Source organism: Prevotella koreensis (assembly GCF_003977605.1).
GTDB lineage: Bacteria > Bacteroidota > Bacteroidia > Bacteroidales > Bacteroidaceae > Prevotella > Prevotella koreensis.
On sequence record NZ_RYYU01000001.1, the window covers coordinates 2,603,533 to 2,622,023 of the forward strand.

Sequence of the window (18,491 nt, forward strand, 5' to 3'; positions counted from 1 at the left end):
CATTTTTTTTCTATCCGTATAACCCCCGATGCGAGGCAGTGTTGATACCCGTGCGATGAATGATTTCGAAAAACATCAATTCTCTGTCGGCATCAATAAGGGCACAGAGCATCCGGCGTTTTTCGCCCGCATAATATTTTTATGACATAATATTATTAAGTCTTATAATTCGAAAGTGAGTCCTGCCCGTATTTCGAAGGTATGAACTCTAACATTCGGATGGTCACGATAGTATGTGTGACGGTAGTAATTACTGCAGTAAAAATCGAAAAGCAGATGGCGTGTAAGGTTGACTTGCAGTCGGGGGTTGAGCACGAAGAGCACGGCATTGCCCACATCACCCTGCGCATTGGCGTATTCAAGGTTGTCGAGCCTGCTGACACGCTCCTCATCATAGCCTTTCCATGTCCATATCTTGTAGAAGTCGGTATCCAACGAGAATCGGGCGAAACGTCCGAACTGTGTCATTGTCTGCACCTTGGCCGAGATTCCGCTGCCCAGGTTGTAGTCGCGTTCCATTATGTGGAAGTAGTCGGAAAGCGATCCGCCGAGGATGATGCCGTTGAAGAAGATGCGCTGCTCCATGCGGGCGAGATGACCAATTTGTGACAGGCGGTAGATGAAACCTGCACCTACCGAGGCCGCCTCGCCGATACGGTAGGGCACGATATCGCTACCGTCTTTTACCGGTTCGCTGTTGTAGAAATTGAAATGTTGGTAGATGCCAAACTTCATGTCGATACTCTTTCCGCTGTTGATGGGTGTTGACCATAGCTGTCCGACAAGATGGATGGCATTGACAATCGGTTGGTTGGCGGAAAGTCCGAAAGTCGTTTCGAGGCTGAAAAAGTCATAGGGCTTATTCTCTTCGCTGAACGGGTTGCCATAGTTGAGCATGAGATTGACGTAAGGGTTGTATTCGCCACGGAACAAGGCTCCGTTGTCTGCTAAGTAGCGAGTCCCAGCAGATACTGACAGGTTGATTGGCAGACGCTCGTAGTCGTGGTATCGGTTGTCTTTGGGGCGCACGCGCCAGGCATTGCCGGTAATGATGCGGTTCAAGGCACGCATAGGACTGATGATGCCACCCAGTAGTTCGCGCCAAAAACGCTGCATACCGCGTTTACTGTCATCGAGAGGCAAGGCGGAGATGCGGAACAGAGTTTCTCCGAGGGCTGTCCCACCAATGGAGGTGGCGAATATGTCGTTGATACTGGACGGCGTTGCCTCTCCGAAGAATTCCCACATGAGAGAGCCTCCCAGGACATAGGGACAGGCCTGCCAGAAATTCATACCGTTGCTGCGGGCTGAGGTGAAGTAGAGGTTACCGTGGTAAGGGTGAGCGAACATGTTAGTATTGAAAAGATCGTTGTCCCATACGAAAGCGGTATGGAAATTGTCGCTAATGCTGTGGAGGGTGGTCTGTGCGAAGTCTTCGTTGAGGACGAAACGGTCGAACAGGTGTATGCTCGTATTGATGCCCATCACCTCAGCGGCAGCCAGCCAGGGGCGACGGGTTATGCTATCCGTCCGCAGCACGTATCTTCGGGCGGGGCGGTAATAGGGTGATGCGCCACGTGATGAAATAGGTCGCAGGCAATATGTCAAGCCGGCCTCAAACAGCATTCCCTGGCGATAGACTGCATCCCTGCTATAATAGCGTGTTGATTCGTAGCCCAATGCGGCATGAAGCCCAAGCGATTTCGTCAACTGATGGTCGGTGGTCAGACGAGGAGTTATGCCATAGAGCCGTTCGGGTACATCGGCATTATCTCTATTGAAATTCTCGATGTGTTGGAAGCCAATATCGGCACCGACAATCCAGTGGTTCGTGATGCGGAACATCCTTCCTAATCGGTAGTAGAGGGTTCCGGAGAATTTCTTGTCCAGTTCGCGATATCGGGAACCTATGCCTATGATTTTATATGATGTGCCGTTATACAGGCGCAAGGCGGTGTTGAACCTGCTGCCCGTGCCACCGAAAAACATAAGGTTTATTTTCGTGTCGGGATGAATGTTGATTAGGCCGTAACTGTGTCGCAGACTGTCGCAACTGTAGTTCACCAGTCCCACCTGCACCCCGCGCGGGTTAGTGATGCAGACATTGAACAGTCCCACCTGCACGCCACTTACCGTGTCGGCATAGTTGTAGGCTCCCATCTGTATGCCCCGCATCTGTCTTGCACTGATGTTGGCCACGAGCGATGCCTGCATGCCAAGGTTTACATTTGTTGCAATGTTTGACACCGCTGACAACTGTAGGCCGTGGAGTGTTAAGCGACTGATGTTGCTTAGTCCCGCAATCTGTACACCCTGTATGCCTCCTGCCACATTGGACAGTCCTGCCACCTGTAAGCCGTGCATCCGCCGCCCTACGGCATTCACTATCCCGCCACCCTGCAGTCCGCTGACGTTGCCTAACGAGAGTGCAAACAATCCGGCGATGTTCGTTCCTCGCAGATCACGTTGCACCACGCTCGTCAGTAGTCCGGTCTGTATGCCATGAAGTGTGTCTGTATTGGCTAATAGTCCCAAATTACAACAACTCACCAAAGCAGAGTCAGCAGTGCGATGGTTCACTCCCAAAGCGATATTTCGGTTGGTGGTTACCACAGACATCTGTGCATATGCAAGAATACAATTCATCGTAAGCATAAACAGAATTAGACTCCTATTATTCATAAACCTTAATTCCGCAGCACAAAATCTTGTAATAAATCAAGGTGTTTGAGTAATAATATTCTCACGCCACTTGGTCTTGTCAGAAATTTCACTTATCTTGGTGCTGCGAAAACTAACAAGCAAGCAAAATATCTGACATGACAAAGGTAGCAATTAAAAACGAGAATATCACTCCTTTTGGAGGAATTTAATAGAAAATATGAATATAATCCGATAGTAATTCATTTCCGAATAATTCACGTCCCATTTACTTCAATTTACGTTCATAGGATTTAACTCTAATGAGTGTGAATTTTAAGTTAATAATTGATTTATAACATTTGGATAGAATCCTAAATGAATTTATTTACGAGTAATTTAGAATCCATTTATATGTAATTTATGTTAAAGTTTTAATGAAAATATATATAAAAATTTGGTGATATGTTTTATTTTTTTTTACTTTGTACAAGTTCTCATAAACTAATGAATCTTTAAAACAATACTGAGTATTGAGTCTATTTTTAATATTGACCATATAGTAGATAAGATGCTATGAAATGAACAACTTAAAATATACAAATCTATGAATAAAAAAATGTTATCATTACTTTTATTTGTTAGTTTGACGTTCTTTTGTAATGTAACGTTGAATGCACAAGTGGAGCATTGTGGTATTGTTGAATATCATGAAAGTGCAAAGCATTTACATTTAATTGAAAAAACTATTAAACCCCAAATCCCCTCTTCATCATATAACGTTAAAAAGATAAAATCTCGTATGGGCAAATTTATTGTCAATTATGATGATAATTATTTTATGACAGAGGGCGTTCTTCATTGTCTTAAGTTGGCAATTGATACATGGGAAGATAGAATTATTATAAAAAAACCGATAAATTTCTTTGTACGCATATCCGAAAAAATGGATACTGATTTGGCCATTTCTACAAAAGTAGGATATTCGCGTTACAAAGTGGGAGAATTTGAAGCCCTACCTGATAACCTTTACAATCAATTCTATAAAGGGACGAACTTTAATGATACCATAACAATTAACGCATTGTTGAATTGGGATTCTTCATGGCAATACGATACTGCGTATAGTGGCACAATAAACAATTGTTATGATTATTCCGATGATACTATTCATGTATCACCTATGGTTAAAGGAAGTAAAGTATATATAGACGTTTCTTTGGAGAATGATTATGGCGAGTCAGGAAGATTCATGGAGGTTGGTTGCTTATATCCTTCTGCGATGCTGAACAATAAAAAAAATGATATTTTTCATGTTGATGTAAAAATAAATAACAATGGAGCCGAAAATAAAATTAAAGCAGGTGATTTGGTTACGCTGTCATTGCTAAATGATAATAATATTGAAATAGACTCTGTCGAATGGAGAATATATCTTAAGCAATTGAATGGTGAAGACTATTACTGTACGTTGTCTAAAGATAAACAATTTTCTTTCACGAACAGCCCTGGTATGTTCAATTGCTATTTCTCTAAGCCATATAATAAATTCATGCAAGGTTATAATTGGGAGGATTTAAAGGAAGTTAATCCTGATAGTTGTTTCTACGCCTGCAAAATTTATTATAAAGAAGGAAGTGATAGGGTGTCTAAATATATATGTTCTGATTTTATTCCTTTTGATGTGTTACCAACAGACCCTGTTATTTCTATCTCTAAAATTTGGGTTCCAGATTGGGCAGATGATTTCCCTATATGTAGAATAATGATAGATGGGGAAAATTATGATTGTGGCATTGTTATGATTGCGGAATATAATAATAATATTGGTGTACATGTTGATGATATTTTTTATGAAATACCAGATACTGGACTTTTAGCATATCCCGGACATTGGGATAACGGGATATATTGTTGGACAATAAATAAGTATGGTCAAGCTATGAGTTCTATAATAAAACCATCAACTGTAGGTGTAAGTCAAGAATATGCTGACAATGTTGATTTGTTTGTTGAGGATAAAGAAATCATTATTAAAAGTCCAAATTCAGTAGACGTATATATCTATAATATTAATGGTACTTTAGAAAAAGTATCAAAAAATTCTACTATGTATACAACCGTTTTGAACAAGGGTGTATATGTAATAAAAATATTCAATAATAACACAAACAAAGTATTAACTAATAAAATATGTATAAAATGAAAAGACAGTTTTTTTATTTTAATAACCCTTTTAATTGGGGTTACATTGGGATTCGCACAGAAAAATCCAAATATTGTATATGCCTCTGATAACTCTAAAATCAAATTAGATTTGCCGTCAACAAGAAATGTTTATGGTGGAACTATAATCAATGTCAAATATAAAGGTACGAGAATATCTTATACCCAAAAAGGAGCATTTGAATATGCGTGCAAACTTGTTGAGGAAAATATACCTACAACTTTTCCTATAAATATTACTGTTGAGTTCGAAAATTTGCAAGATGATGATTGTCTTGCTTTGGTTGAAACATATTCTGTTCCTTTCGATACACCTATTTCTAACAAAAGGATAGATAAAGTTTATCTCAAGAGATATGCGCAGATATATGATTACATGCCAAATTTTAATAAAGATGAAGATGGTCTAAAATTCTTCCGCGATTCTCCTGATGCGAAAATCAAATTTTCATCAAGAGTTAAATATGATTATAATATAGACCAAAGCAAGATTGATTCTGATAAGTATGATTTTATTACGGTCGCAATAAAAGCTTTGCTTAAAGTTGTTGGTTTCAGTTTGAAAGCATATTCTTCAGGTAATACGCTAATTGCATTGACACCTTCAAATCAATATACTTCTACAATACTATCTGATGATGTGCATGCTAATTATAATTTAGCGATCTCAGATAGTGCATATATTATTCCAAGAATACATAGTTATAACAAGTGGCTACTGGTTAGTAAACCTCCGTATAGACAAGGTATTTCTTTAAACTATTTCGTTGATTCTCCTGATAAAGAAACTGCTATAATGCAATATGGATTATCGAAAGGATCTTACATTAGATATATAGGTAATTCTATTCAGGATTTTTTCTCATTTTGCGATTGGGATAGGCCTATTGCAACAGGATTTGAAGGATTGTACGTTTATAATGCTAATACACAAAACGTAATACCTTTCCAAGGAAATACAAAAGATAATCAATCACATGAAATCTTTTTATCCAATACTACTATATCATCTCCGCAAAACAAAGAATCATATAGTTCTTATATATATTCAAGACGTGAGATTGAAGAAAATGGCTCTTACGTTTTACTACAAGATGGTTCATGGCAAAGTTTTAACTATTTAGAAGATTTAAATAATAATGATAAATATGCAAGAACAGTAGATGGATATTTAAGATTGAAAATTATAAGTAATATAGTTGATAATGGTATAATTTCTAATTCTGAAGGAATAATAAATACAAGTTCATTAAAAGAAGGATTTTATATTTTATCTATCTTCAATGGTAATAATAGAGTTTCTGAATTAAAATGGAAAAAATAGGAAATATAAACAGAGGCCAATAATAATTCATCCCCGAATAATTCACGTCCCATTTACTTCAATTTACGTTCATAGGATTTAACTCTAATGAGCGTGAATTATTCGTAAATGGGACGTGAATGTTTTTTTAGAAAGAAAGGAACCCGATATTGATAAGATTTGTTTATGCGAGATTCCTGTGCTCTTTCAAATAGAATCAATCTACGGGGATGTCTTTATTCACGTTCTTGCAGCCTATCAGGGCATAGTAGAACATATATGCCATACCTGCGAGCGGCACGAAGTAGGATACCATATATCCGGCCTTGTCAGCGATGAAGTTCTGAAGGAGTGGCAGTACGCCTCCACCTACAACCATCATCATGAATATTCCGCTCGCCTGTGCGGTGTATTTGCCCAGTCCCTCGGTTGCGAGATTGAAGATAGAAGCCCACATTATGGATGTTAACAGACCGCACAGCACGAGCAGCATCGCACTCACCGGAATGGCTGTCATCTCAAAACCGCCACCTGTGAACAGCGGTATAGAGGCTGTATTCTCCTTTGGAATGAATATCGCGGTAACGATTAGCACCATACCTATTCCCGTAGCGGTGAGCATCATTGCCCTGCTCGAAATACGCCCGGCGATGAAGCCCGCGCTGAAACGTCCAACGAGCATCAACAGCCAGTATGTTCCGGCAACGAAACCTCCCACTGCTGCGGCATTTACGAACATCGTACCGGCACCTTTTGCCGTATCGGAGATATAGAAGTTCAGCGTTCCGGGTATGCCCACTTCCACACCTACATATACGAATATGGCAATCACGCCGAGCACGCAATGGCGGAACGACAATGGCGAATGTTCAAATTTCGTATCTGCCGTTGCCTTACCGATTTCCGGGTCTTTGATAGGCACGAGCATCAAGATGACAAATGCCGCTGCGAATACCGCCATAGCGATGAACATCACGATGTTGACATTGGCTATTTGGGTAAGATCGCTCTCTGTTGCAACACGCTTTACGCCGTCTATCACGATTTCAATCTTGTTCTTCACCATGTCCATCGAAACCACGTTTCCGATAAGTGCACCGACGAGCATTGGTGTAAACGTGCCGGAAAGGGAGTTCAGCGTACCACCGATGAGGTTGAGTTGGTTGCCACGGTTGCCGCCTCCTCCGAGCAGGTTGAGCATCGGATTCACCACAGTGTTGAGCATACAAACGGAAAATCCCGATATGAATGCTCCGAGAAGATAGATATAGAAACCGTTCAGTCCGCTCATGAAGCCCGACAAGTATTGAATAAGTACTCCGAAGAATCCCACGGCAATACCTATCAGTGCCGTTTTCTTGTATCCCACTTTCAGTAGCATCTTACCCGCAGGGATACCCATGAAGAGATAGGCGAAGAAGTTCATGAAGTTACCCATCATTCCCAACAGGTTGCTGCCACCTATCTCCGGCTGGTTCTTCCATACCACGCCGATTGGTGCGGCGAGGTTTGTTACGAATGCAATCATTGCATACAGAAACATCATCGTTATGATTGCGATGATGCTTCTATTGTTTTTTGAGACTCAGACATTTTCGTTATTTTATGAATTATTTCTTTTATGTTTTTATTTTTCTACTCCGAACTTGTATATTGTCTTCTGCTTATACTGCTGTCCGGGGCGTATCATCACCGACGGGAAGTAAGGATGGTTAGGCGAGTCGGGGAAGTGCTGCGCCTCGAAACATATAGCCGAGCGACGTTGGAACGTTGCACCGTTCTGTCCCTTATATTCTCCTTCTGAATTATCGCTATAAACCTGCATGCCGGGTTCTGTGGTATATACTTCCAGAGTGCGGCCACTTTTCGGGTCTTTCGCTTTCGCTGCGAATGTCAGTTCGCCCTCTTCGTGCTTGTTCAGTACGAAGCAGTGGTCGTAACCGTTTCCGTTGCGTATCTGTTCGTTGTCGGCATCAATATCCCTGCCCACCGATTTCGCTTTGCGGAAGTCGAAAGGTGTACCGTCCACCTTCAGTATCTCGCCCGTAGGAATACAAGTATTGTCAATAGGGAGATAGAAATCGGCGTTTATTTCACATTCCAAATCTTCTATCGTAGGTGTCGGGTTAGCAATTCCGGCGAGTGAGAAGAACGCATGATGCGTTAGGTTTATTATAGTCTTCTTGTTCACAGTGGCCATATATCCGATAATCAGTTCGTTGTTTTCGCTGAAGTTATACACCACAGTAGTCTTCATTTCGCCCGTGAATCCTTCCTCCATATAAGGAGAGGTGTAGTTCAATACCAGCGTGTTGTCGCTCATTTGGAACGCGTCCCATACGTGTGCGTGGAAACCCTCCGATCCTCCGTGCAGTGAATGTTGTCCACAGTTGGTGGCCAGTTGGTATTGCTTGCCGTTGAGTTGGAACTTTCCATCCTTTATGCGATTGCCATATCTGCCAATCAGTGTCGATAAGTGTGGCCTCTGACCGCTTATCATGTCCTTGATGTTACAGTGTCCCTGCACCACGTTTGCTATGTTCCCGTCTTTGTCGGGCACCATCACTGCCAGCAATGCTCCTCCGTAATTGGATATGGCTACCTCGTAACCTGCACTATTCTTGAGTATATACAAATCGGTGTTCTTACCGTTTACCGTGGTCTGAAAGTCTGAACGTTTCAGGCCACACAATAATTGTGTCTCGCTTTTCTTCATCATTATAATAATTTGATGGTTAGTAAACTTATTTGCAAAGTAAGCAAAAAAAGTTGAGAGTCGCAAGAGAAAAGACAAAAAAATACGTCAAAATAATTAGACCATACACTTCTTAATAATGTTTTATAGGCATAATGAGTCTTTAAAAAACAATGATACCAAGGAACTCTTATCCAACAACTTTATATACTTTTTTTACATTTGTTTTCGATATAACTTAATCATTATTTTGGTTTATAAGATTTACGACAACTTTCACCATGACATCTTTTTCCTCCGTTTTACTTTCGGCTATCATCAGTGTCAGGGCAACAAGAGTGTTGTCTGCAAGTCGTTTTGTGCCATTTGTACGGTATAGTATGCCGTTTTTGTTGAGAAACCATAGGAACAAAGTTGCAGCAATGCGTTTGTTTCCGTCACTAAATGAATGGTTCTTGGTGACGAGATAGAGTAGCATGGCTGCTTTTTCCTCTACACTGGGATATAGTTCTTTTCCTCCAAATGTCTGATATATCTGCCCGATAGAACTTTTGAAAGAATCATCTTTTTCATTACCAAACAGAGTACTACCACCAAATTTATCACGCAAAGTCTTAATTGCCTCCATTGCATTCTCATAAGTTGCATGAAATTTGTCTTCTTGTGTAGTTTCTTCAACTTTCAGTCTCTGATAGTCGTAATTATCAAGTGTGTCAAGAGCGTATGTATAATCTACAACTATATCAAACAAAATTTGGTTCTCATCGTTAGATTCCGGTTTCTGATTTTGTATTGTACGACCTACCATTTGTACCAACTGTCGCAGTTCGGCAATCTGTTTGCTGTGTATTTGTTGATTGACAGCATATCCCTTAATCAAATAATCTTTCAATACTTTTCGTGCCCAAATTCGGAAACCTGTGCCTCGTTTGCTCTTGACGCGATAACCAACAGAGATAATGACATCAAGGTTGTATATAATAGTTTCTTGTATTTGTAGTTTTCCTTCAATCGCACCATGACGAGTGGTATGTGCATTTTTTGCACATACCTGTTCCTTTTCTAATTCACCCTCTTTGAAAATATTATTTATATGGCGTGTTATAACAGTCCTATCCTTTTGAAATAGTTCAGCCATCTGAGCCTGTGTAAGCCAGACGGTATCGTTTTCAAGGCACACGTCAATCTGTGTCTGACCGTCTTCTGTCTGATATATAACAATCTTGTTTTCCTCCATATCTTTATTTATATTATGTGGTTACAAAGGTAACATAAATTATAATAAATATGGTTATTCCTGTAAAGATTTAAAGAATTTCCCTGATTGTCATATTTTTAATAAATTGTTTATATGGTTTCTTGTCTCAACGGAAAGTGTATTTATTATGTGGTTTTCTGAATGATTCCTGTCAACAGGTCGGCAACGACATAACTGCTGCCACCCACGAAAACGAAGTCTGCGGATGCTGCGTCTGTCAATGCGGCGCGATAGGCACTGATAACGTCAGGGTAGGGTGTTCCGTTTAGTCCGTACTCTTTGCCTTTCGCCATTATCACAGTGCTGCTCACGGCACGTTTTGTCTCAGCCTGTGTCCAATAGTATGTGGCGTTTTTAGGTAGCATTGCCATTACAGCATCCATGTCTTTATCGTCAACCATACCGAACACCATGCGACACGTGTCACATTCCACCTGACTAATCTGTTCCGCGAGATACTGCCACCCGCCGGCGTTATGCCCCGTGTCGCATATCACGAGCGGTTGAGTGCCGAGTGTCTGCCACCTCCCTGTCAGTCCGGTTGCCTCGCACACCGTGGCCATTCCTTTTATTATGGATTCGCGCGATATGCCGAGTTGTCTTGCGGCACATAGTATTGTGGAGCGGTTTTTCTGCTGATAATTTCCTTTCAGTTCAAATTCAATGCCGTCATATTCGTCCGTATTCTCGTTGTCGGCAAATATGATGGGGGCATTGTTCTTTTCTGCCGCAGCCACGAAGACAGGTTTTGTCTCTTCGTTCGTCTCACCAATAACAACCGGTACGGCATGCTTGATAATGCCCGCTTTCTCTGTCGCAATCTTTGCGAGTGTGTCGCCGAGAAACTGAGTGTGGTCTAAAGAAATGTTCGTAATGACAGACAGTACCGGATTAATGATGTTGGTGCAGTCGAGCCTGCCGCCCAGTCCGACCTCTATCACGGCATAGTCAACTTTCTGTTCTGCAAAATACTTGAATGCGAGAGCCGTGGTGAGTTCGAAGAACGATGGATGTAAGGGTTCGAAAAACGAGCGTTCGTTTTCCACGAAATCTATTACATACTGTTTTCCGATGCACTCACCGTTTATTCTGATGCGTTCGCGGAAGTCCACGAGATGTGGCGATGTGTAGAGTCCCACCTTGTAACCCTCGCTTTGCAGCATTGCCGCAATGGTGTGCGAGCACGAGCCCTTGCCGTTGGTGCCCCCCACATGGATAGTTCGGAACGTGCGATGAGGGTGGCCGAAATGCTCGTCGAGCGTCATGGTGTTCTGCAGTCCCTCTTTATATCCTGCCGCACCGACGTTCTGGAACATCGGTACCGAGTCATACAGATATTTTACGGTTTCCTCGTATGTCATCATGTCTTTTATCGTAAGTTATTCAATGCGATGCAATACATATCATATTGCACAGCAATTTCGCCCAAATTGCTCACCAAAATCGGCGAAATTGGTCAGCAAAATCGGCGAAATTGCTTTCTGAAATATATGCTTTCAGGATGCGATTCGGCAAATCATACGTTTTGATAGACAAACGTTGCCATTCGCTTTCGTTTTTTTACGTTTCACGGTTCGCTTCCGGAGGAACTCATGAGAAGTAATTCTTGAATTTCTCGAATATGCTTTTCTTCGTCGAACTGTCGCCCTTGAAGTTGTCGCTTTGCTGCATTTTTTCGAGTGCTTCTTTCTCCTCACGGCTCAGAGTCTTAGGCACATAGACGCTGATGTTTACCACCACGTCGCCCATTCCGTTTCCGTAGCCTTGGACACTTGGCAGACCCTTTCCGCGCAGTCGCAGTGTTTTTCCGGGTTGTGTGCCCGGATCTATTTTTATCTTCACCTTCGAACCGTCTATGTTCGGAATCTCCACGCTTCCGCCGAGTGCGGCGGTAGGGAAGTCGAGCAGTAAGTTATAGATGAGGTCGTTGCCGTCTCTTACGAATGTGTCGTTCTGTTCTTCGGTAATGAACACCTGTATGTTCCCCGGTATTCCGTTATGCATTCCGGCATTACCCTTGTTCGGAACGTTGACTACCATTCCTTCGGCAACACCTGCCGGAATGGAAACCTCGACCACTTCCTCACCTTTTACCACTCCCGAACCGCCACATTCGTGACATTTATTTTTTATCACCTTGCCTTCGCCTCCGCATGTGTGGCACACCGTTTGGGTCTGCATCATGCCGAAGATGCTTTGCTGTGTCCTTACCTCCACACCCGAGCCGTTGCACGTCGGACAGGTTGTTCTCTCGCTGCCCTTCTCTGCTCCCGAACCGTTACAGTGTGTACAGGTAACATCTTTCTTTACCTTGAATTTCTTTGTGACTCCCGATGCCACTTCCTGCAACGACAGACGCACTTTCAGTCTGAGGTCGCTGCCGCGGTGTTGGGCTGGCTTTCGGTAGCCGCCTGACTCTCTGAAGCCGCTGAATCCGCCAAATCCTCCATGCCCGCCGAACACGTCGCCGAACATTGAGAATATGTCGTCCATTGTGAATCCGCCACCGGCACCGAAACCATCGAAGCCTCCCATGCCCGCCGGACCGTTGAAACCGAACTGGTCATATTGCTTGCGCTTCTGTTCATCGTGCAGCACATCGTAGGCCTCTGCCGCCTCCTTGAATTTCTCCTCGGCTTCCTTGTCGCCAGGATTGCGGTCGGGGTGATACTTGATGGCAATCTTTCGGTATGCCTTTTTTATTTCATCTTCCGAGGCTTTCTTGTCAACGCCAAGCACCTCATAGTAGTCTCGCTTTGCCATAAATAAGAATTTCTATTGTCCTACTGCCACTTTGGCATGCCTGATTACCTTGTCGTTCAGTGTGTAGCCCGTTTGCACACAGTCGAGCACCTTGCCTTTCTTGTCGTCGCCCATTCCCGGTACCATTGCTATTGCCTCGTGGAAATCAACGTCGAAATCTGCATCCGTTGTCTCAATCTTCTGCACTCCGAGGGTTGAGAGCGACTTCATGAATTTCTGATAAATCAGTTCCATACCATCGCGCAACACCTGCGGGTCGTCAGTCTTTGCTCCATTCTCAATGGCACGCTCCATATCGTCGGCTATGGGCAGCACTGCCTGCACTGCTTTTTCGGAGCCGTTGAGAATGAGTTCTGCTTTCTCTTTTATTGTGCGTCGGCGGAAATTATCAAATTCGGCCGCCTTGTATAGCAGTTGTTCTTTCAGTTCTTTTATCTCGTCGAGAGCCTTGTCGAGCGGTGATATATCTTCGCCCTCTGCATCGTTGGTGTCATAGTCGCCGGCCGTAGTATCTGCTTCGGTCTCTTTTGTCTCGTTCTGTTCTGCCTCTTCTGCACCGTTTAGGTTCTCGTCTTGCGGGTTTTCGCCCTCCATGTCGAATATTTTTTCGTCTTTATCCATTATTACATATATAATAAATGATTAAAATAAAACGTATGACACGCTTGCTCCTGATGTTCATCGGCAAGGTGTCATAAGTCTATGCTGCAAATAATGTGCCAATTTCGGTTTAATACATTTTTTCCCTCTGTGCCTTTATCTGTTCATCGTAGATATAGTCATCGTAGGTGGTCAGTTTGTCTATTGTTCCGCTCGGTGTAAGTTCGATGATGCGGTTGGCCACGGTGTTGATGAACTCATGGTCGTGACTGGCGAATAGTATGTTGCCTTTGAACTGCACGAGGTTGTTGTTGAACGCCTGTATAGACTCGAGGTCGAGGTGGTTTGTGGGTGTGTCGAGGATGATGCAGTTGGCATTTTTCAGTTGCATACGTGCAATCATGCATCGCATCTTCTCTCCTCCCGAGAGCACATTGACTTTCTTCTCCACTTCTTCCTGTTTGAACAACATACGTCCGAGGTATCCTTTCATGGTCACTTCGTTGCCCGTGCCGTATTGTGACAACCAGTCAACGAGGTTCATGTCGCTGTTGAAAAACTCGGTATTGTCGAGTGGCAGGTATGCCGTTGTTATTGTCACGCCCCATTTGTATGTTCCCTTTTCCGGTTCGCGGTTGCCGTTGATAATCTCGAACAGTGCTGTCATTGCTTTAGGGTTGTGTGAAAGGAATACCACTTTCTCGCCCTTCTCGATGTTGAAGTTCACGTTGTCGAAAAGCACCGTTCCGTCTTTATCGACTGCTTTCAGGTCTTCTACCTCCAGAATTTGATTTCCCGGCTCGCGTTCCATTTGGAAAATTATTCCCGGATACTTACGGCTTGATGGGCGAATTTCTTCCACGTTGAGTTTGTCAAGCATCTTTTTGCGGCTCGTTGTCTGCTTGCTCTTTGCCACGTTTGCAGAGAATCGGCGGATGAATTCCTCCAGTTCCTTGCGTTTCTCGTCGGCCTTCTGCTTCTGGTTCTGTGCCTGTCTCAGTGCGAGTTGTGACGACTCGTACCAGAACGAATAGTTTCCGGAGAACACGGTGACCTTTCCGAAGTCGATGTCCACGGTCTGTGTAGATACGGCATCAAGGAAATGTCGGTCGTGACTCACCACGAGCACCGTCTGTTCCACGTTGCTGAGATATTCCTCAAGCCACTGCACGGTGTCGAGGTCAAGGTCGTTGGTAGGCTCGTCGAGCAGCAGGTTGTCAGGGTTTCCGAACAAAGCCTTTGCCAGCATCACCCTCACCTTCTCGTTGTTGGAGAGTTCTGACATCTGTTTTTGGTGCTGCGGGTCTTTTACGCCGAGGTTTTGAAGCAGTTGCGCGGCATCGCTTTCGGCGTTCCATCCGTCCATTTCGGCGAATTTCTCCTCCAGTTCTGCGGCTCTGTTTCCGTCTTCTTCGGTCATCTCCGGCTTTGCGTAGATAAGTTCGCGTTCCTTCATGTTCTCCCACAAAGGCTGGTGTCCCATGAGCACGGTGTCCATTACGGTGTATTCATCATATTTGAAGTGGTCCTGATCGAGCACGCTGAGTCGTTCTCCGGGGCCGAGTTCAACGGTACCTTTATTTGGTTCGAGTTCACCGCTGATTGCTTTCAGTAGTGTTGATTTTCCCGCTCCGTTAGCACCGATGACACCATAAATATTTCCGTTAGTGAACTTGATGTTTACATCTTTGTATAATACACGCTTGCCGAATTGTATGGCAATGTTCGAAAGAGTTATCATTATTTGTTTCTTCTGTTATAAATTTGGGTGCAAAGGTACAACTATTTTTTTACATACGCAAAACCTTGCCAATCTTGTTGTCTTTCAATGCTTAATAATAGTTTCCGCATAAAAAGTTGCAAAATCAAATATAAAAGAACTTTGCTTTGCTATCATGACTTACAGATACACTTATTTCGATAATGATGTAAAAGGGATTGCTCTGTGTTTGTGAGAAATATGAAAAATAATAAACCCCAATCTGTAATGAACTTTATAACAGATTGGGGTTTATCTTTTTATTCTAATTTGATATTGCTGATAATCTATTTACGATAGAAACAATATTTTCGTTATTTTTATTAGCCGAAAAGCAGGTTGTGAACTTGATTATTTTTGCTCACACTTCTTCAAGGGCATAATACTGGAAGTCGTGAAGAAGGACTTGCAAGAACTGCTCGTCGCTCATGCGAAGATGTGACACTCCGAACATTGCGCGCAGTTTCTGGGCAAGACGCGATATGCGTATTATGCGGAGACGCTCTTCAGATTGCAGGCAACGCTTTATAACATCGGCCTGCTTCAATGTGAGATCGGCAGCCTGTGGAAAGTATGGGACGTAGTTGCTGGAGACATAACCGAACTCATTCAGTGATACACGGTTGCGGGAATAGCCGTTGGCTTTTATCACCATTGTGCCTGCTGCCATGTCACCGAGTCGCTGACTGTTTTTTGAAAACAGAATGAAGACTATTCCAAGCCCTCCCATCAGAGGTCCGTCAGCGATGAATAGCAACCACCTCATGACATAATCGCCGAGCGTTGGCATCGAACCGTCTTTCTTTACCACGCGGATTTTTAATATTTTTTTACCGATGCTTTGCCCATTGAAGAATACTTCGCATATCAACGGATAGCATAATGCCGGAAAGTAGATAATCATTAAGAAAACAATGAGTGTTACATCGCTATCAATGTTGGGAGAAATGTTAATAAGGCTGAATGTTATTCCTGTGGTATAGATAATAATTAAAATAATGTCTATCAGCCATGCTATAATGCGTGAGACAATGCTTGCCGGCGATTGACTTATGCGTACATATTGGCCTGTTATGATATTTGTTTGCGACATTTTCTTGTTTTTTTTGCAAAAGTAATTGTTTTTTTCTAACTTTGCAAACAAATTTTGTGGAAGTTGATATTAACTTTCGACATATAACTTTTTAACTTTGAAAGAGGCTTCATTCATAAGGAATAACATTGAGAAGTGGCAAAGGACTGAAAGTATGGTAGATAACTCTGAAAACGCATCGCCGGACGACATGGCGGAGGCGTACACGGAAATCACTGCCGACCTTGCTTTTGCACAGACTCATTATCGGAAGTCGAGGATAACGGTCTATCTTAACGACCTTGCCTCGGCTTTGCATAATACTATATATAAGAATAAAAAAGAGAAGTGGACGCGCATTTTCACTTATTGGACGCACGAAGTGCCGCTGACAATGTATGATGCACGTCGCGAGTTGCTTGCTTCGTTCCTGATATTCGCTGTTTTTGTGCTGGTCGGCGTGTTGTCTCAACTCAACGATCCCGACTTCTCGCGCCTTATACTTGGCGACTATTATGTTGATATGACTCTCGAAAACATCGACAATGGCAGGCCTATGGCCGTGTATAACGGTGGCAGCGAAACGCCGATGTTTCTTCAGATAACGATAAACAACGTCATGGTATCGTTCATGGCATTTGTCATGGGTATATTTGCTTGTGTAGGTACGGGATATCTGTTGATGCAGAACGGTATAATGCTTGGTGCTTTCCAAACGTTCTTCTTTTCGCACGGCCTGCTTCTTGAATCGGCTCTTGCAATATGGCTTCATGGCACATTGGAGATTTCTGCTATCATAATAAGCGGTGCGGCCGGTCTGGCATTAGGTCGAGGTTGGCTGTTCCCCGGCACATATAGCAGAGGAGTGGCGTTCAGAAACGGTGCGCGCCGCGGACTGAAGATTATCGTAGGCACTGTGCCTGTTTTCATTATTGCCGGATTTATAGAGGGCTTTGTCACTCGTCATACCGATATACACGATGGCGTGAGAGCGGGAATAATTCTGTGTTCGCTTGCTTTCGTGATATTCTATTTTGTGGTGTGGCCGAGGATTTTGGCAGGTAGAGCGTTGAGTGTTGAGCGTTGAGCGTTTTTTCTTCGCTTTGCTTCGAAAGCGTCTCCTGAAGGAGCCGAGCGGAGTGTTGAGCGTAGAGCGTTCTTTCTTCGCTTTGCTTCGAAAGCGTCTCCTGAAGGAGCCGAGCGGAGTGTTGAGAGTTGATAGAAAGTTGAATTTGAAAAATATATATTATTGGAAGATATAGACAAGATACCGTTCTATAAGGAACGGACGATAGGAGAAAGGATGACGGCCGCGCTCGATTTCCTGCGCGATAACTGGGGGGTGATGTTTAGGATGGCAATCTATATGTTGCTGCCTCTGAGCATTGTTCAGGCTGTGTCGATGAATAGTTTCTTCGGTGCTTACATGGGGTTGTTATTCCTGGGAATGGAGGGTACCGGTATGGATGGTGAACTTGCCATGATAATGCGTTTTTTAGGCAGTTACGGCATAATGATGCTCTGTTTTTTGCTTGGCAGCATATTGCTACAGGCCTTTTCTTTCACTATGGTACAGGTGTATAATGAGCGCGAGAACGGTCTTGAGGGCGTGATGTTTTCAAGTATTTGGCCTAAGATGTGGCATAACATTAAGCGTGTGTTGAAATCTACGTTGGTAATGGTGGGCTTGATTATTGTCGGTGGCGTTCTTTCGTTTGTGAACCCGATTGCGTTTATTCTGTTTATTCCGGCAATTATAGTCATGAGTATTCCTATGCTTCTGTTCCCTTGTATCTATAGTTTTGAGGATATAAAAATGAAAGAAGCAGCATCGCGTGCTATTAGGCTTGGCTTCGGAACGTGGGCGGGACTGTTCATTATCAACATGGTGGTCGGTTTTGTGATGAACATAATAGAGCAGGTGGTAGCCGTGCCGTGGGGTATTGCCACCTTTTTTGTAATGATATTCACAGAAGTGGATGACGCTCCGGAGTGGGCAATCATCACCGCACGTGTGTTTTCTTTTCTCTTCGGTGTGCTGATGATGTTCGTAACCTATATTGCAATGATGATACAGCCGCTTGCAACAACATATCATTATGCCCATGCAACAGAGCGCAAGGAAAGTATCACAGTGGAATCTGATATTGATAACTTTGAGAATCTTGAATAAGA

13 protein-coding genes are annotated in these 18,491 nt (G+C 43.1%); 4 read left to right on the top strand and 9 right to left on the bottom strand.

Annotated elements, in window-relative coordinates:
* Positions 1 to 162: 162 nt before the first annotated feature.
* The gene (locus tag EHV08_RS11020) at positions 163 to 2,655 is read right to left on the bottom strand and encodes a DUF3943 domain-containing protein (protein ID WP_238988076.1); all 2,493 of its coding nucleotides are present in this window, start codon (positions 2,653 to 2,655) and stop codon (positions 163 to 165) included.
* A 592-nt stretch (positions 2,656 to 3,247) separates the two neighbouring features.
* Here EHV08_RS11020 and EHV08_RS11025 point away from each other — a divergent pair.
* A complete protein-coding gene (locus tag EHV08_RS11025) occupies positions 3,248 to 4,846 on the top strand; it encodes a T9SS type A sorting domain-containing protein (protein WP_126679314.1) in 1,599 nt (532 codons plus the stop codon).
* A gap of 45 nt (positions 4,847 to 4,891) precedes the next feature.
* Positions 4,892 to 6,190 (top strand): hypothetical protein, encoded by a 1,299-nt coding sequence (locus EHV08_RS11030; RefSeq protein WP_126679315.1) that lies wholly within the window; start codon positions 4,892 to 4,894, stop codon positions 6,188 to 6,190.
* Between the two features lie 196 nt (positions 6,191 to 6,386).
* Here the strand turns inward: EHV08_RS11030 and EHV08_RS11035 are convergent, their stop codons facing one another.
* The 8 genes from EHV08_RS11035 to EHV08_RS11070 all read right to left on the bottom strand — a co-directional run bounded on the left by EHV08_RS11035 (position 6,387) and on the right by EHV08_RS11070 (position 16,337).
* A complete protein-coding gene (locus tag EHV08_RS11035) occupies positions 6,387 to 7,715 on the bottom strand; it encodes an MFS transporter (RefSeq protein WP_126679316.1) in 1,329 nt (442 codons plus the stop codon).
* 81 nt (positions 7,716 to 7,796) lie between these two features.
* On the bottom strand, positions 7,797 to 8,888 hold the full coding sequence (locus tag EHV08_RS11040; RefSeq protein ID WP_126679317.1) for an aldose epimerase family protein: 1,092 nt from the start codon (positions 8,886 to 8,888) through the stop codon (positions 7,797 to 7,799).
* A 214-nt stretch (positions 8,889 to 9,102) separates the two neighbouring features.
* Positions 9,103 to 10,101 (bottom strand): virulence protein RhuM/Fic/DOC family protein, encoded by a 999-nt coding sequence (gene rhuM, locus EHV08_RS11045; protein WP_126679318.1) that lies wholly within the window; start codon positions 10,099 to 10,101, stop codon positions 9,103 to 9,105.
* 146 nt (positions 10,102 to 10,247) lie between these two features.
* The gene (locus tag EHV08_RS11050; RefSeq protein ID WP_126679494.1) at positions 10,248 to 11,483 is read right to left on the bottom strand and encodes a bifunctional folylpolyglutamate synthase/dihydrofolate synthase; all 1,236 of its coding nucleotides are present in this window, start codon (positions 11,481 to 11,483) and stop codon (positions 10,248 to 10,250) included.
* A gap of 229 nt (positions 11,484 to 11,712) precedes the next feature.
* Positions 11,713 to 12,885: a molecular chaperone DnaJ gene (gene dnaJ / locus EHV08_RS11055; protein WP_126679319.1), complete on the bottom strand. Its 1,173-nt coding sequence runs from the start codon at positions 12,883 to 12,885 to the stop codon at positions 11,713 to 11,715.
* A gap of 12 nt (positions 12,886 to 12,897) precedes the next feature.
* A complete protein-coding gene (locus EHV08_RS11060; RefSeq protein ID WP_126679320.1) occupies positions 12,898 to 13,506 on the bottom strand; it encodes a nucleotide exchange factor GrpE in 609 nt (202 codons plus the stop codon).
* Positions 13,507 to 13,615: 109 nt separating this feature from the next.
* Positions 13,616 to 15,226 carry an ABC-F family ATP-binding cassette domain-containing protein gene (locus EHV08_RS11065; RefSeq protein WP_126679321.1) on the bottom strand — a complete coding sequence of 537 codons (1,611 nt, stop codon included), beginning with the start codon at positions 15,224 to 15,226 and terminating at the stop codon, positions 13,616 to 13,618.
* Between the two features lie 379 nt (positions 15,227 to 15,605).
* Positions 15,606 to 16,337 carry an RDD family protein gene (locus tag EHV08_RS11070; RefSeq protein WP_126679322.1) on the bottom strand — a complete coding sequence of 244 codons (732 nt, stop codon included), beginning with the start codon at positions 16,335 to 16,337 and terminating at the stop codon, positions 15,606 to 15,608.
* A 97-nt stretch (positions 16,338 to 16,434) separates the two neighbouring features.
* Between EHV08_RS11070 and EHV08_RS11075 the strand changes: the two genes are divergently transcribed.
* Together EHV08_RS11075 and EHV08_RS11080 are read left to right on the top strand one after the other, a co-directional pair.
* Positions 16,435 to 17,403 (top strand): stage II sporulation protein M, encoded by a 969-nt coding sequence (locus tag EHV08_RS11075; RefSeq protein WP_126679323.1) that lies wholly within the window; start codon positions 16,435 to 16,437, stop codon positions 17,401 to 17,403.
* A gap of 162 nt (positions 17,404 to 17,565) precedes the next feature.
* Positions 17,566 to 18,489: a hypothetical protein gene (locus tag EHV08_RS11080; RefSeq protein ID WP_126679324.1), complete on the top strand. Its 924-nt coding sequence runs from the start codon at positions 17,566 to 17,568 to the stop codon at positions 18,487 to 18,489.
* Positions 18,490 to 18,491: the final 2 nt, after the last annotated feature.